The organism is Helicobacter pylori, assembly GCF_900120335.1.
In the GTDB taxonomy this organism is placed as follows: Bacteria; Campylobacterota; Campylobacteria; order Campylobacterales; family Helicobacteraceae; genus Helicobacter; species Helicobacter pylori_BU.
Genome location: NZ_LT635477.1, coordinates 1,397,328 through 1,412,384 on the forward strand (window position 1 = coordinate 1,397,328; position 15,057 = coordinate 1,412,384).

Below are 15,057 nucleotides of genomic sequence, written 5' to 3' on the forward strand. Positions count from 1 at the left end.
TTTAGGGGCGGTTTTCGTTTGACTTTTAAGATTGCAATTAGCTATAATAAAATAATTAAAAAAGTAACACTTAAGCGGAGACCCTAGAGAGTGATGCTCAATTTTATGACAAAGAAGAAAAATAGAATGCAAGATTGCAAAATGGTTTGTAAAAATTTTAATCGTAAGGAATCTGTTTTGATAGCTCAATCTTTAGATATTTCTAAAAAAGGCTCGGTAATTTTAGGCGCTCTTTTGAGTTCGTTATGGCTGACAAACCCCTTAAATGCTCATGAAAAGAATGGCGCGTTTGTGGGGATTAGCCTGGAAGTGGGTAGGGCTGATCAAAAGACCAACGCTTATAAAAACGGCGAGTTGTTTCAAGTGCCTTTTGGCGATGTTTCAGCCAATGATGATGGTAAAGTCCCTGATGGGCAGACCGGTGGCTGTCAGCCGGCTTCAGGGACTCCAGGAACGTCAGGCTATACTAAAGCTAATTGCGTGGTCAATTGGACTTCTCGCACCATGCTTAGCACCAATAAGGACATTCCTGGCCGTAACCAGCCGATGTATGGGCTAGGCGTGATGACAGGGTATAAGCATTTTGTGGGTAAAAAAAGGTGGTTTGGGTTGCGTTATTATGGCTTTTTTGATTACGGGCATACCAATTTCTCTAACTCTAGGGCCGCTAACGCCATATCGCCCTTTTATTTGAGCGATCAAAAAGCAGACATGTATACTTATGGTTTTGGCACAGACATGCTTTTTAACGTTATAGACAAGCCTAAAGCCACAGCCGGGTTTTTTGTGGGCGTGAATTTTGCGGGTAACACTTGGACTAATAATCGTGTGGGGTATTTTAAGGACGGGTATGTTTATGGCGTCAATACGGACGCTGACGCTTACATGACTAACGCTGATGGCACGATCACATGCGGGGACACGACGCCGGCGAGTTGTGATGTGGGGATTAACCCTAACAGCGTCTATACCACAGGAAAATTAAACGCTAAAGTGAATCACACGATTTTCCAATTTTTAGTGAATGTGGGCATTAGAACCAATATTTTTGAACACCATGGCATTGAGTTTGGTATCAAAATCCCCACGCTCCCTAACCACTTTTTCAAAGGCTCTACTACTATAAGAGCGAAAAAACAAGGCCCGCTAGAGAATGGCCAACCAACCACTATCACCGGAGCAGAAACCAATTTCAGCTTAACCCAAACCTTACGCCGTCAGTATTCTATGTATTTGCGTTATGTTTATACTTTTTAAGTTTGGTAGGGTTTTTGGGTAAGGCTTATAGCTTATACTTATATATGAAAGCTTGATTTGTCAAGCTTTTGGGTTGTCATTGAGTTGCAATAACTCTGCGCTGTTTTCTACTTTTTTGATAAAATCATTGATAGCATAGCAGCGTATATTAATATTATCTTTGAAATGGGCAAATTCCGCATATTCTTTGGCGTCATCATGGATATTTGGAGCCACAAAAACACTAAATTTCTCTCTAATATCAGCACTATTTTTAATCAATTCTTTTAAATGTCTGGCAATAGGTATCATTTCCAAGGCACTTTGACTTCTATCCCTAATCAAGCTCACTTCTATATAACTTTGGGCTTTTGTGTCCATAGCTACAATATCAGGTTTATTACCGCTTGCTGTGTATACGGGCAAGCCTTCATCATCGCTTTTATAATTGGGCATCACGCTTAAATTTTCAAAATGTTGTTTCAAGAAAATAGCGCTTAAAAATTCTAAGCGTAAAGGCTTATCAATGAGTCTTAAAAAACTATCTTTTGATTCTTGCTTGTTACAAGTAATGAGTAATTCTTGCTTGATAAAATCTTTAGTATAAGTGTTTGCTAGTTCATTCAATTTGCTTGATTTAACGCTCTCATTAGTGCTGATTGGAGTAACGCTAACAAGAAAGCTATCCACGATTGACATGTAGTTAAAAAAAGCGAGTTTGTTAGCTTGAGTGTCGTTTAAATAATCCCCTTTAAAAGCCTTATGGGTTTGTAAAATGTAATCTATTTTATTATTTTCATTAGTATTAATATCAATAAACCTACCATTACCACGCAATGAAATAAGTCCTGTAATACGCATTTTTCTAATGTATTCATCAACGGCTTCGTTAGTGATTTGGCTCATTTTAAATCGTGTTTTATTAACACTTTCTAAAAGATTTAGGCATTTTTCATAGATAAATTCATCTGAGTAGCTGAATTCTGTTTTATTGATAGTAACGACTTCTTGTCTTAAATGAATAATGTAGTCATAAAGCCCATTAGCGTTATCATCTTTCCAACAAAGTAAGATAGGGATTTCTTTGACAGAGAGAGGAGTCAGATTGGCATTTTTGAGCCGTTTTAAAAGCGAGAGCAATAATTTGAAAGGGTTGTTATGATTTAAGTTCTTTTTGTAAGGGTTTCCCACTTCATATTTAGACAGAGCGTTTAAAAATATAGCCCCAACTACGCTTTCATCAACGCTTTCTTTAAAAGCATCGTTTTCTTTATCATAATAAGCAAGAATAAGCATCTTAGCGCTATCGCTGATGAGTATCTTCTCATATTTTGCATAGTAGCAAAACCCAAACTCACACATAAGCTTATACCAAGTGTCAAACCGACTTTCCCATCCATGCTCAAAACCCATCTCTTTATGATTTTGTGGGGATATTTCTATAATGCGTTCTAACTCTTCATCGCTAAAGACATATTCATTGGAGTCAAATTTTTCTTTCAATTCTTTATTTTGATTGATAGAAGTAGGTCTATAAAGCCTATGAGCCAAAACGGATTTGATAATTTGCATAATCGTTGAAGATTTAAGGATTTGATTTTCAAACTTTTCTAAAACAGCTAAAAATTGTCCTATTCTTTTAGGGTTTCGCATAGTGGTTGAAAAGCTTAAAATTTTTCGTGCCGGTTTTTTAGTCATAATAATTGCCTATAATTAGTTACAAAGATTTCTTGACTATCTTCTTTGATGGTGTTGTCATTATAGCTGATATAATTACTTTTGATATTAAAAATATAATATTTTTTAGCCCATTCTTTTAAAATAGAATTGGTCTCTCCCTTGTGATAAATAAGATTAGTTATACCAAATAAAACTCCCTTTTTATCTAGGCTATCTAAAACACCATATAGGGCTATCTCATTATCGCTATCCCATAACTTGTTGTATTCACTATTGGAGATTAAATAAGGGGGGTCAAAATAAACATAATCATCTTTTAAATAGGTAGTATGGTTAAGAAAATCAATATAATCATTATTATGAAAAATAATGGTGTTTTGTTGCATGAAGTCTAGGTAGTTTTTTAGGGCATTATAAACATTTTCGTTAAAATCTACATTACCCACAGGTAAATTAAAAAGCCCTTTAGAATTAAATCTAATCATGTGATTAAACCCATAAATTAAAAGTAAATATAAATAGAGCATGTTGTTTTGATTGGAGTTAAAATCAGCCCTTAGTTTTTCATAAGCTATTTTATTGTATTTAGCATAGTAAGTTTTTATATATTGTTTTTTTAATTCATCAGGAGCTGTAATCCCCTTAAAAGAGAAAGACAAGCCATAATGAATGATGATTTTAGACAATTCATCAAAAAGCTCACAAGCGTTGAACTTGCTTAAAGTTTTATGTAAATTGATAATATTAGTATCTATATCATTAGCTAAGTATCTTTTAGCTTTGGTGTTTAAAAACACGCTACCTCCACCCACAAAAGGCTCAATAAATTGATTAATGTTATTTGGGAATAGCTTATTGAGCTGTGGCATGAGTTTATATTTATCCCCTACATAGAAAAAGGGAGAACGAATACTTTTTTTCAAGGCTTCACATCCACTATAAATAAAAATTCTTTATGCTCTTTAAAATCAGTTTTTCCTGAATTAAAAAAACTATGAGCCTTTTCTTTAACGCTTAATTTTCCTTTTTGACTCAAAATTCCCACTAAATCTTTAAAGTCTATTTTATTTTGCGAAGAGCTAGACTTAGAATTATAGGTATTATTATAAGTTAAAGCAATCCTTTTACAATCTAGTTTTTCAATTAAATCGCTCAATTCTTTCTTGGCATTAGAGCGACAATATTCGCTCATGTTCTCGCATGATGGCTTTAAAGCTGCTCCATAGAGTTTGGGTTTTTTCCACTGCACTAGGTTTTCATAGAGATGATAAAACCGGCTGTATTGCCTTGAATTGTATGGAGGGTCAATAAAAACTAAGTCTATTTTTAAGGTTTTAGCCAATTCGTTAGCGTCTTTTCTCTCTATCATGATATTTTTATCATGCTTTATAGGGCTAATAAGTTCAAAAATAAATCTATCTTGCAAAATCTCTTTTTTCCTATAAGCTTCATAATGCCCTACCGTGTTAGCTATCTTATCCATTGAATAAATCAAGCTTGTTAATAAAATATCTTTATTTAATTTATCTAAATTCAAGCTTTCTATATGCTCTCTAATGCTACCGATTTTGACACAATCTTTATAGCTGAAAAATTTGCCGCTAAAATGTTGGCTAAAATAATTTTCTTCTAGCTTTAAAGCTTGAGTATAATATTCTTTCAGTTCTTCAAGCACCTTAAAATCAGCGTCTTGCCCCCTAAAAAAAGCATGATAAATGACTTCATTAGAAAATAAAATATCATTTATAATAATATTTTTAACATTAGAAATAGTGGCAAATTGACCAGCCACTACCCCACTTCCGGCAAAAATATCGCACACGCTTTTGATATTATTTAATTTTAAATTCCTAAATACCCACTCTATGAGCTTGGTTTTTGAGCCGATATACCGGCGGTTTTTTAGATTAAATCTTTCCACTAGTTACCTTTGAATTAAGAGAATAAAACCACTTAGTAACATATAAGATTAAAAAAATCACAATCTCTTATTAAGTTTTTTAAAATACCAAAGACTGAGGGCTAAGAATACGAAAAAGGGCGATAGCACGCCTATTTCAGGAATGAGTATCCCTGAAATGCTGAACTTCCCCAAAGCAAAGAATAGCCCCCAAACAACGAGCGTGATGATGATAAACTTTAGCCCTAAAAGAGCCAGGTTTTCATAGCGGGCGAGACTGGGCGAAAAATAAGCGATCAAAACGCTTAAAAACGGCACAAAAAAGGGCAAAATCGCAAACACATACAAAAACGAGCGCACTTTTTTCGTGTCGGCGTTTTGGCGCACTAGAGCATGCAAGGAAAAAAGAGCGTCTGTGATAGAAACCGCAGGCTTGTTTTGGTAAATGGTGTCTAAAACTTTAGGGCGGAAATTTTTGAGCGTTTTAAAGGTTTCTAAACGCGTGGTGTTTAAAGCGTTCGCGCCCAGTTCAAAACTTAAGGGCATCTCATAGATAGTAGTGTCATGCAAGATCCAATACTTGTCTTCAAAAAAAGCTTCTTTAGCTTCAGCATAAGATTCCAAAGTCTTATCTTTTAGGCGAAAAACCTTGATATTTTGGGCTTTTTGCAATAAGGGATTAATCTTATCAAAATACACGTAATCATCGTTGTACTTCACTAACAAATGCTCTGAAACGCTCAAAGAATTGTCTTTATAGATCAAATTTTGCGTTTTTTCTTCCATATACACAAAAGGAGTGGCGTTCAACCCCACATAAACAGCCGTGAAAAACAAGCTAATCAAAAAAATAGGGCTTAAAATCTGGCGTTTGGAAAAGCCAATGGAGAGCAGGGCGGTGTATTGGTTGGATTTAATGAAGGTGATATAAAATAAAACCATCGCCAAAAGCAAGGAAATAGGCAAGGTGTAATTGAGCGCGAATAAAATATCATAGGTGAAAAATAAAATGATCATGTTCGCAGAATCAGGCATTTTATCGGCGTATTTTAGGCTGTCAATGCCTACAAAAAACAATTCCAAAGCCAAAAGCACGATTAAAAAGTATTTGAAATAATACCACCCTACAAATCTAAACAAACGCACTTTAAACTCCTAACTTTCTATTTGTAAAGGTTTTTTAAGCGTGAAACGATTTTGCATGGCGTTAAAATCATGGCTTTCTATAAAAAATTTTAGGGCGTTTTTGGCATGTTCAAACGCAGCGTTTTTTAAAGGCTCTTCGTTGTTGTAGAATTTTGAAAGCACATGCTCAGTGATATTGATCCCTTTAGAAATCCCCACCCTCAAGCGGTAATAAGAATTAGAACATAAGGCATCAATGGATTTTAGGCCGTTATGCCCCCCATTCCCCCCACCCTTTTTAAATTTCACAACGCCTAAAGGTAAATCCAAGTCATCATGGACAATTAAAAGCTCTTTGGGTTTGTAAAAATTTTTGACGCTTAAAACGCTCTCGCCGCTTAAATTCATGTAAGTTTGGGGCTTGAGTAAGATAAAATCCTTATAAACGCACAAATAAGCGTTGTGTTTGGAAGAAAAAGTGAAAGAAAGATCCAACTCGCTAACGAGCGAATCTAAAATATCAAAACCAGCGTTGTGTCTGGTGTGAGCGTAACGCAAAGTAGGGTTGCCTAAACCCACTAAAAGCGTCATAACTTCAAATCACTTCGCTTTAATCACACCGATCACAGCGATAGAATCATGATCTAAGATCTTCACATTGTCGTGTTTTTCTAAATCGCGCACCAAAATAGACTCATTCACGTCTAAAGGGGCTACATCCACTAAGTAGTGATCGGGCAGATGCTCTGGAGCGCATTCCACGCTGATACGCTTTTTAGAGAGCATCAAAATCCCTTTATTTTTCAAGCCCACTGGAGTGCCTTGGTGTTTGACGGGGACTTTAAACTTGGACTTCACGCCCTTAGTAACAGCGAGTAAATCCACATGGATAAGTTCGTTAGTAACGGGGTTTTTTTGGTATTCTTGAACCACGACTTCAAAAGTCTTATCCCCTAATTTCACCGGGAAAATCAAATGCTTTTTTTCCTTAAGGTATTTAATGAAAGGGTTTAATTTGAACGCGCAATTCACGTTTTCAATACCCTTTCCATAAACGTTTGCGATTAGATAGCCATCTTTTTTTAAAGCTTTAGCGTTAGCTTTAGTAATACTCTCTCTAATAACGCCTTCTAACATGTCAATCCTTTAAAATAAAATAAGGGCTTATTCTATCCAAAAAACCCTTAAAAATCAAAAACTGCTTAAAAGCTTTTCAAAGGATTGTTTGAACGCTATCAAGCCTTCTTTAAGGAGTTTTTGGGCGGTGTTTTCTAAATCAATGTTGTGCGTTTTTAATTCTTTTTTAAACGCTTCAATTTCTGTGATTTTTAAAGGGGTTTGACACTCGGTGTTTGGGTCAAGCAAATAAGCGTTTAGGGCGTCTAGGGGGGCTGTGTTGATAGAGTTTTTAAAACACAGCGCTTTAATATAGTAATCTTTAGCTAAAGCGTTGGATTTAACGCCGGTGGACGCAAAAAGGGTGCTTATTAGCTTATTGGCATGTTGGTTGATTTGGTAATAGCATTCGGTAGCGTTCATGATCCCGCTTTGAGCTTGCAAGTTTTTTGGCACTAGTGGGTCTATTTCTTTGTCAAATCGTGAGACAAACACGCTAATGACCGCTCTTTTTTGTGCTTCTTTGGCTAAGATTTGAGCGATTTCACTAGCAATTTTAGGCGAAAAAACTAAAGTTACATTAATGGGGATAGAGGCTTTAGTCAAAGCGCTAATCACTTCAAGACCGCTTTCACTCGCCGGGACTTTAATCATCACATTAGGGCGGTTTAATGCTTTGAACAACCGCTTGGCTTCATCAATGCTTTTAATGGCATCATCTTCTAAAAAAGGGTCAATTTCTAGGCTAATGTAGCCATTATTAGGGTCTTTTTCATATAAAGGCATTAACGCGCTAGAAGCTTGTACAATATCCTTTAGCGCCAGAGTTTCATAAATTTCTTTAGCTTTTTGGCCTTTGAGTTTAGCGATTTCATCTTGATAAAACGCGCTTTTTGTGATCGCTTCACAAAACAAACTAGGGTTACTCGTCGCCCCGCAAATAGCCCCCTTATTGATGAGCTTTAAAAAATCGTTTTCTAAAAAATCCCTTTCTATAAAATCGCACCACAAACTAAATTCTTGCATGTTTATCCTTGTTTTAAATTGAGATAATAATCTTTAACGACTTCCTGGTCGCTAAAAAAAATCGTTTTGTCTTTAAAGATTTGAGTGTTTTCATCGCCCTTGCCTAAAATCAACAACACCTCATCGTCTTTTAAATTTTCTAAAGCGTTTAAAATGGCTTTTTTTCGGTCTTTTTCTACAATGACTTTAGAAGAATCGCCGATGCCTTTTAAAATATCCTTAATGATGTCTTCTTCGTTTTCGCTTCTAGGGTTGTCTGAAGTTAAGATGATTTGATGCGCGTAACAACTCGCTATCGCTCCCATTTTAGGGCGCTTGGTTTTATCCCTATCGCCCCCTGCTCCAAAAAGAGCGGTGATTTTTTGATTTTTAAAGCTTTCAAAAACTTGTTGCATGCCGTCTGTTGTGTGGGCAAAATCCACGACCACTAAAGGTTTAGGATGCACAATTTCCAAACGCCCTTTCACCCCATAAAAGTTTTCTAATAACGGCGTGATCGTTTCTAAAGGCAATTGAGTGAGTAATTTAACCCCCAAAACGCCCGCTAAAATATTATAAAGGTTGTAACGCCCTAAAAGGGGGGAATGGATCAGGGCGGTTTCTTTAACATTAGGATCCCTTAAATCTTGTTGGTAGCATAAAGACGCGCTAATGGAGGGGTTGAGCGAAAAGGCTTGAACGTTCAAATGCGCTTTTTTATCCAGCGCGTAAGTGCGCGCGTTAATGGGGTTAAAAAGGGCGTTTGTTTCATCTCTGTTAATCACTTTCAAGCCTTCATCTTTAAAAAAGCTGTTTTTAGCGTCCCTGTAATTTTCTATATTTTGATGGAAATCTAAATGATCGCTTGTGATATTGGTGAGAATTTTAAGAGCGAAATCAAGCCCAGCGATGCGTTTTTGGACGATCGCATGGGAGCTCACCTCCATGATAAAGTATTCGCACCCTAAACGAATCGCTTCTTCTAAATCGCTATAAAGCTCTAAAAGAGTAGGCGTAGTCAAGCCCTTTTCTTTGATGCGTTCATCGTTGATAAAAAACCCTCTTGTGCCTAAAAGAGCGGTCTTTTTATTCAAATCTAAGAGCAAGGAATACATCAAGCTCGCTGTGGTCGTTTTACCATTAGTGCCTGTAATCCCTACAATCTTAATCTTAAAATCAAAGTAGTTTTTAAGCTCGTTAAAATCCAAAATAGCCAGGTTTTTTTCTGCAATTAAAGGAGAGTATTTTTCGTTTAAAGGCGTTTTGACAAAAAGGATTTCTTTGGGGTTTTCTAAAACTTCATGCGTGTTATCGCTTAAAAAAGAATAGGCGTGGTTTTGATAAGTTAGGGTTTTTTTGAGCTTCATTCTTTAAGCCTTATTGGATTTGAGGGCGTCTTCTAAAAGAGAACGCAAAAATTTATCGTAAATAAAAGAATCTTCATGCATGTTTTCAATGTAATTTACCGCTAATTCATAATAGCCATAATGGTTCAATTCTTTCAAAAATTCATAAAAATCCTCTTTATTGTCAAAAATCACCCTAGAGCTGAACATCAAATCTTCAAACGCTTCCTTAAAGCCACGCTCCAAGCTCAAGCGTTTGAAATCCGCATACAAAATGCCATTCAATTCCTCGCCTTTTTGAGAAATTTGCGCATCAATCTTTTCAGCCATTTGGTTTAGCCCCTCATCAAAAGAAGCGATCAAAGCGGTGATCTGCTCTTCAGCCTGGTTTTTTAAACTCCGTTTTTGCATAGCGATCAGGCTTTGATACAATTCATAAAAGCTATGGGCTTCTTTAGGGAAATCCTTAGCGATGTCGCTTAATAACGCCCCCACTTTGGCTTTTTGGTTGTCTTTATCCAAAAACAAAACTTCAGAAAAAAGGCGCAACGCTTCAGCGTAATGGGCTTGCTTGAACGCTAAAAAGCCATCTTTAATCAACGCTCGCTTTTTAAATTCATAATCAAACTTTTGCATGCCTAATCATCCTTAAAGCTTATCAAACTCCTTAGCGTTTTCTAAGCACACCACTTCTAAATTGGGGTGAATATCCATTTTAAGCTGCCTTTCAATGACATTTTTTAAAGTGATCTTACTACTAGAGCAAGTCTTGCACGCTCCCTCTAAAGCCACATAAATTTTCATGCTTTTCACCCCTAGCACTTCAATATTACCGCCATCTTTGAGCAAGTAAGGGCGGATCTTTTCTATCACAATACGCACCGGTTTTTGTAAATCTTCATCGCTAAATTCTATCATTTTTAAAAACCTTATTTTTAAAATTTTACTTTAAGATACCATATAATGAGCCATTTTTATCAAACGACTCTTTTTAAGAGTGGCTCAAGGGCTAATTGGATAGAATGGACTCACTATTAGGATAAGGTTTTTATGACGATATGGAAATTAAAAACATCAAAGAGTTTGAAAAAGCTTCCAAAAAACTCCAAAAAGACACTTTAAAGATCGCTCTCGCTCTTTTGTTCCTCATTGGTGCCGCTTTGCTCGCTCTCATTTTTGGGCAGGCTAATTCTAAGGGATTGTTGCTCATTTTTGCGGCTGTGATTGGGGGCTATATGGCGATGAATATTGGCGCGAACGATGTGTCTAATAATGTCGGCCCTGCCGTAGGCTCTAAAGCCATTAGCATGGGTGGGGCGATTTTGATCGCTGCGGTTTGTGAAATGCTTGGAGCGATCATTGCTGGGGGGGAAGTGGTTTCTACGATTAAGGGCCGTATCGTTTCGCCTGAATTTATTAACGATGCGCATGTTTTCATTAATGTCATGTTGGCTAGCTTGCTCAGTGGGGCGTTATGGTTGCATGTGGCGACTTTAATAGGCGCTCCCGTTTCCACTTCACACTCTGTAGTGGGGGGGATTATGGGGGCTGGAATGGCAGCAGCTGGAATGTCTGCTATCAATTGGCATTTTTTATCCGGCATTGTGGCTAGTTGGGTAATCTCGCCTTTAATGGGGCTTTGATAGCCATGTTTTTTTTAATGCTCATTAAAAAGACTATCGCTTATAAAGAAGATAAAAAGAGTGCGGCTTTAAAGGTTGTGCCTTATTTGGTGGCGTTGATGAGCTTAGCCTTTAGCTGGTATTTGATCGTGAAGGTTTTAAAACGCCTCTATGCGGTGGGTTTTGAAATCCAGCTGGCTTGCGGTTGTGTCCTTGCGCTTTTGATTTTTATCCTTTTTAAAAGATTTGTGTTAAAAAAAGCCCCGCAATTAGAAAATAGCCACGAAAGCGTCAATGAGCTTTTCAATGTCCCTTTGATTTTTGCTGCTGCGCTTTTAAGCTTTGCCCATGGGGCTAATGATGTGGCTAACGCTATTGGCCCTTTAGCCGCAATCAGTCAAACTTTAGAAGATGCGAGCAGCCCTATGGGGAGTACTTTAAACTCTGTGCCGTTGTGGATCATGGTAGTAGGGCAGCTGGGATCGCTTTAGGCTTGAGCTTGTATGGGCCAAAGCTTATTAAAACGGTGGGGTCTGAAATCACAGAATTAGACAAAATGCAAGCTTTTTGCATCGCGCTTTCAGCAGTCATCACCGTGCTTTTAGCCTCTCAATTAGGCTTACCGGTAAGCTCTACGCATATTGTGGTGGGCGCGGTGTTTGGGGTGGGCTTTTTAAGGGAGCGTTTGAGGGAGCAATCCAGAAGGCGTTTTGCTAGAATCAGAGACAACATTGTAGCGGCGCACTTTGGGGAAGATTTAGAAGAAATTGAAGGCTTTTTAGAGCGCTTTGATAAAGCCAATTTGAAAGAAAAATCGCTCATGCTAGAGAGCTTGAAAAAAAGCAAGAACACCGCCATCGCTTTGGAATTGAAAAAGAAAGAAAAAAGTCGCTTAAAAAAGTGTATAAAGAAGAAGTGATCAAACGCTCCATTTTGAAAAAGATTGTTACTGCTTGGTTGGTAACCGTGCCGGTTTCTGCGCTTTTAGGGGCGCTTCTTTTTGTGGCTCTTGGTTTTATAGAAAAGTATTTCTAGGGTTTTTAAAGGCTTGATTTTTAAAGTTAGGCTTAATCTTTTATGTTAAAATTCTAAGATTTTATATATTTTATATTTATCGTTAGGTTTTAGGTTTAAAGTCATGGGGAGGAATCAAGGAGCTTATTTGGATCCGTCTGAGTCGATTTTGATGTTGATGGTTGCTTTTTTACTGGTGTTGTTGAACGCTTTTTTTGTGCTTTCAGAGTTTGCCCTTGTGAAAGTGCGTAAAACCCGCTTAGAAGAGCTGGTTAAAATCGGTAATTCCAACGCTAAACTCGCTTTAGAGATGAGTCAAAGACTAGACACTTATTTGAGCGCGACGCAGTTAGGCATCACCCTTTCTTCATTAGCTTTAGGTTGGGTGGGTGAGCCTGCTATCGCAAGGCTGTTAGCCGCGCTATTAGAGTCTGTGGATTTAAAGGATAATTCTATTTTCATCCATTCAATGAGCGTGGTTATAGCGTTTTTGAGCATCACTTTTTTTCATGTCGTGTTGGGCGAGATTGTGCCAAAGTCTTTAGCGATCGCTAAATCTGAAAAAGCCACCCTTTTTGCCGCACGCCCTTTGCATGTGTTTTGGGTGGTGTTTTATCCGGTGGTGCGTTTGTTTGATGTGATCGCTCATTTTTTTTTAAGGAAGATGGGCGTCAATCCTAAAGAGCATGAGGGCATGCATTCTGAAGAAGAGTTAAAAATCATTGTGGGCGAGAGTTTGAGAGAGGGCATCATTGATTCGGTGGAGGGCGAAATCATTAAAAACGCGGTGGATTTTTCTGACACGAGCGCTAAAGAAATCATGACCCCACGAAAAGACATGGTGTGTTTGGACGAAGAAAATAGCTATGAAGAAAATATAGACATTGTTTTAAAAAGCCACTTCACGCGCTACCCTTATTGTAAGGGTTCTAAGGATAATATTATCGGCATGGTGCATATTAGGGACTTGCTTTCTCGCTCTATTTTTACTCCCAAAATGCATGATTTCAAGCAAATCGTTAGGAAAATGATCATCGTCCCTGAAAGCGCGTCTATTTCTCAAATCCTTATTAAAATGAAAAAAGAGCAAATCCATACCGCTTTGGTGATTGATGAATACGGCGGCACGGCCGGGTTGCTCACTATGGAAGATATTATTGAAGAAATCATGGGAGAGATTAGCGACGAATACGATTTAAAACAAGAGGGCGTGAACAAGCTTGAAGAGGGCGTGTTTGAATTAGAGGGCATGCTGGATTTAGAAAGCGTAGAAGAAGTGCTTCATATCCAATTTGACAAAGAATGCGAGCAGGTAACGCTTGGGGGGTATGTTTTTAGTTTGTTAGAACGCATGCCTATGGAGGGGGATACAATCGTTTCGCATGGGTATTCTTTTGAAGTCTTAAGCGTGGATGGGGCTAGGATAAAACGCTTGAAAGCGGTTAAACAAGATCAGGGAGAAAATGAAGCATGAAAAAAACAACCCTCTTTGTATTGGGCTTACTATTCAATAGCTCTTTAAGCGCTGTTGATGGGATTTCTCAAACCGAGCCTTCTTCTTTGAATTTGGCTGAAAATAGCCTGCCTTTGAACCACCCTAACGCTCAAAAACTCTCTTTAAAAAACGCATGGGCTAGGGTGTTATCCAATCATGAAGGCTTGCATGCGCAAGAATACGCCATTAAGCGAGCGAGTAAAATGAAATTAGCGGCTAAGCTTTCTTTTTTGCCTCAAATTGATTTGAGCGCGTTTTACGTGTATCTTTCTAACCCTATTAAAATGGATTTTGCCAGCCAAAAACAAGCGGGCGTGCAAAAAGCCACCAACCAGATCCATCAAGGCTTGCAAAACATCCAGCAAAATATCCCCCCTCAAGTATTAACCCCTCAAATCCAAGCGGGCATGCAAGGGGTGATGCAAGGTTTTGGGGCTTTGAGCAGCACTTTAGAAGCCCCCTTATTGTTTTCTAAGCAAAATGTGGTGCTTGGGGCTTTGAGCATTATTTATCCCCTTTATATGGGCGGGGCAAGATTCACGATGGTGCGCATTGCGGATTTGATGCAAAAAGACGCTAACGAAGTGTATCGCTTGAAAAAGCTTTCCACTTTTCAAGAGCTTGTGAGCGTGTATTATGGCATGGTGTTAAACGCTGAAGTGTCTGAAACTTTAGAAGAGGTGGAAAAAGGCCATTACAAGCATTTCCAAAACGCTTTGAAAATGCAAAAAGTAGGGCAGATCGCTAGGGTAGAAACCTTGAGCGCTCAAGTGGCTTATGATAAGGCTCATATCGCTAGCGTTAAGGCTAAAGACGTGTTAGAGGTTTCGCAACTCTCATTCAATTCTATTCTATCCAGCAAGGACGATCTAGCGCCTTCAAGCAAATTGGAGATCCACACTGAGAAAAATCTGCCCGATCTGAGCTTTTTTGTTTCTTCCACGCTCAATTCCTACCCGGCTTTAAAAACTTTAGAAAACCAGGTTCAAATTTCTAAAGAAAACACGAAATTACAGATCGCTAAATTCTTGCCCCAAGTGCATTTTTTTGGCTCTTATCTCATGAAACAAAACAATTCGGTGTTTGAAGACATGATCCCTAATTGGTTTGTGGGCGTGGCTGGGCGCATGCCCATACTCTCCCCCACAGGACGTATCCAAAAATACCAAGCGAGCAAATTAGCGGAATTACAGGTGAGTAGCGAACAAATCCAGGCTAAAAAAAACATGGAATTGTTAGTGAATAAGACTTATAAAGAGACGCTTTCTTATTTGAAAGAATACAAGAGTTTGATTTCTAGCGTGGAATTAGCCAAAGAAAATCTAAAACTCCAAGAGCAGGCTTTTTTACAAGGCTTAAGCACGAACGCTCAAGTCATTGATGCGAGGAACACGCTTTCTTCTATCATTGTGGAGCAAAAAAGCGTGGCTTATAAATACATCGTTTCATTAGCGAATTTAATGGCGTTAAGCGATCACATTGATTTATTTTATGAATTTGTTTATTAAAGGAAAAAAT

At 37.9% G+C, this 15,057-nt stretch carries 13 protein-coding genes and 1 pseudogene; 4 read left to right on the forward strand and 10 right to left on the reverse strand.

Features of this window, described 5'->3' with window-relative positions; translation table 11 throughout:
• Window positions 1-93 precede the first annotated feature (93 nt).
• On the forward strand, window positions 94-1,257 hold the full coding sequence (locus CS889_RS06875; RefSeq protein ID WP_172825158.1) for an outer membrane protein: 1,164 nt from the start codon (window positions 94-96) through the stop codon (window positions 1,255-1,257).
• Window positions 1,258-1,317: 60 nt separating this feature from the next.
• Here the strand turns inward: CS889_RS06875 and CS889_RS06880 are convergent, their stop codons facing one another.
• From CS889_RS06880 to CS889_RS06925, 10 genes are read right to left on the reverse strand one after another with little or no spacing between them, the layout of a single operon-like run.
• The gene (locus CS889_RS06880; RefSeq protein ID WP_089087228.1) at window positions 1,318-2,934 is read right to left on the reverse strand and encodes an AlwI family type II restriction endonuclease; all 1,617 of its coding nucleotides are present in this window, start codon (window positions 2,932-2,934) and stop codon (window positions 1,318-1,320) included.
• Window positions 2,931-3,785 carry a Dam family site-specific DNA-(adenine-N6)-methyltransferase gene (locus tag CS889_RS06885; protein ID WP_001894910.1) on the reverse strand — a complete coding sequence of 285 codons (855 nt, stop codon included), beginning with the start codon at window positions 3,783-3,785 and terminating at the stop codon, window positions 2,931-2,933. Before CS889_RS06885 ends, CS889_RS06880 begins: the two co-directional genes overlap by 4 nt.
• Window positions 3,786-3,835: 50 nt before the next feature.
• Complete coding sequence (locus CS889_RS06890) at window positions 3,836-4,837, reverse strand: DNA adenine methylase (RefSeq protein ID WP_000439378.1); 1,002 nt, start codon at window positions 4,835-4,837, stop codon at window positions 3,836-3,838.
• A 57-nt stretch (window positions 4,838-4,894) separates the two neighbouring features.
• Window positions 4,895-5,962, reverse strand: a complete 1,068-nt coding sequence (locus tag CS889_RS06895) for an LptF/LptG family permease (RefSeq protein WP_089087229.1) — start codon at window positions 5,960-5,962, stop codon at window positions 4,895-4,897.
• A gap of 9 nt (window positions 5,963-5,971) precedes the next feature.
• A complete protein-coding gene (pth, locus tag CS889_RS06900) occupies window positions 5,972-6,532 on the reverse strand; it encodes an aminoacyl-tRNA hydrolase (protein ID WP_089087230.1) in 561 nt (186 codons plus the stop codon).
• Window positions 6,533-6,541: 9 nt separating this feature from the next.
• Window positions 6,542-7,078, reverse strand: a complete 537-nt coding sequence (locus tag CS889_RS06905) for a 50S ribosomal protein L25/general stress protein Ctc (RefSeq protein ID WP_000889317.1) — start codon at window positions 7,076-7,078, stop codon at window positions 6,542-6,544.
• Window positions 7,079-7,132: 54 nt separating this feature from the next.
• Window positions 7,133-8,083, reverse strand: coding sequence for a transaldolase (tal, locus tag CS889_RS06910; protein WP_089087231.1), 951 nt, complete (start codon window positions 8,081-8,083; stop codon window positions 7,133-7,135).
• Between the two features lie 2 nt (window positions 8,084-8,085).
• Window positions 8,086-9,429 (reverse strand): UDP-N-acetylmuramoyl-L-alanyl-D-glutamate--2,6-diaminopimelate ligase, encoded by a 1,344-nt coding sequence (locus tag CS889_RS06915; RefSeq protein ID WP_089087232.1) that lies wholly within the window; start codon window positions 9,427-9,429, stop codon window positions 8,086-8,088.
• A gap of 3 nt (window positions 9,430-9,432) precedes the next feature.
• The gene (locus CS889_RS06920; protein WP_002207876.1) at window positions 9,433-10,044 is read right to left on the reverse strand and encodes a hypothetical protein; all 612 of its coding nucleotides are present in this window, start codon (window positions 10,042-10,044) and stop codon (window positions 9,433-9,435) included.
• A 12-nt stretch (window positions 10,045-10,056) separates the two neighbouring features.
• Window positions 10,057-10,326, reverse strand: a complete 270-nt coding sequence (locus CS889_RS06925; protein ID WP_000569296.1) for a NifU family protein — start codon at window positions 10,324-10,326, stop codon at window positions 10,057-10,059.
• A 140-nt stretch (window positions 10,327-10,466) separates the two neighbouring features.
• Here CS889_RS06925 and CS889_RS06930 point away from each other — a divergent pair.
• The 3 genes and pseudogenes from CS889_RS06930 to CS889_RS06940 all read left to right on the forward strand — a co-directional run bounded on the left by CS889_RS06930 (window position 10,467) and on the right by CS889_RS06940 (window position 15,047).
• Window positions 10,467-12,065: pseudogene (locus tag CS889_RS06930) on the forward strand (inorganic phosphate transporter).
• A 103-nt stretch (window positions 12,066-12,168) separates the two neighbouring features.
• Window positions 12,169-13,518 carry a hemolysin family protein gene (locus CS889_RS06935; RefSeq protein WP_001981016.1) on the forward strand — a complete coding sequence of 450 codons (1,350 nt, stop codon included), beginning with the start codon at window positions 12,169-12,171 and terminating at the stop codon, window positions 13,516-13,518.
• Window positions 13,515-15,047, forward strand: coding sequence for a TolC family protein (locus CS889_RS06940; protein WP_089087233.1), 1,533 nt, complete (start codon window positions 13,515-13,517; stop codon window positions 15,045-15,047). The genes CS889_RS06935 and CS889_RS06940 overlap by 4 nt, the downstream gene beginning before the upstream one ends.
• Window positions 15,048-15,057: the final 10 nt, after the last annotated feature.

Bases quoted from the DNA above. Each gene is read 5' to 3' on its own strand.
- CS889_RS06880 (WP_089087228.1), bottom strand. From the start codon at position 2,934: ATGACTAAAAAACCGGCACGAAAAATTTTAAGCTTTTCAACCACTATG.
- CS889_RS06915 (WP_089087232.1), bottom strand. From the start codon at position 9,429: ATGAAGCTCAAAAAAACCCTAACTTATCAAAACCACGCCTATTCTTTT.
- tal (WP_089087231.1), bottom strand. From the start codon at position 8,083: ATGCAAGAATTTAGTTTGTGGTGCGATTTTATAGAAAGGGATTTTTTA.
- CS889_RS06885 (WP_001894910.1), bottom strand. From the start codon at position 3,785: ATGCCACAGCTCAATAAGCTATTCCCAAATAACATTAATCAATTTATT.
- CS889_RS06940 (WP_089087233.1), top strand. From the start codon at position 13,515: ATGAAAAAAACAACCCTCTTTGTATTGGGCTTACTATTCAATAGCTCT.
- CS889_RS06920 (WP_002207876.1), bottom strand. From the start codon at position 10,044: ATGCAAAAGTTTGATTATGAATTTAAAAAGCGAGCGTTGATTAAAGAT.
- CS889_RS06875 (WP_172825158.1), top strand. From the start codon at position 94: ATGCTCAATTTTATGACAAAGAAGAAAAATAGAATGCAAGATTGCAAA.
- CS889_RS06905 (WP_000889317.1), bottom strand. From the start codon at position 7,078: ATGTTAGAAGGCGTTATTAGAGAGAGTATTACTAAAGCTAACGCTAAA.
- CS889_RS06935 (WP_001981016.1), top strand. From the start codon at position 12,169: ATGGGGAGGAATCAAGGAGCTTATTTGGATCCGTCTGAGTCGATTTTG.
- CS889_RS06925 (WP_000569296.1), bottom strand. From the start codon at position 10,326: ATGATAGAATTTAGCGATGAAGATTTACAAAAACCGGTGCGTATTGTG.
- pth (WP_089087230.1), bottom strand. From the start codon at position 6,532: ATGACGCTTTTAGTGGGTTTAGGCAACCCTACTTTGCGTTACGCTCAC.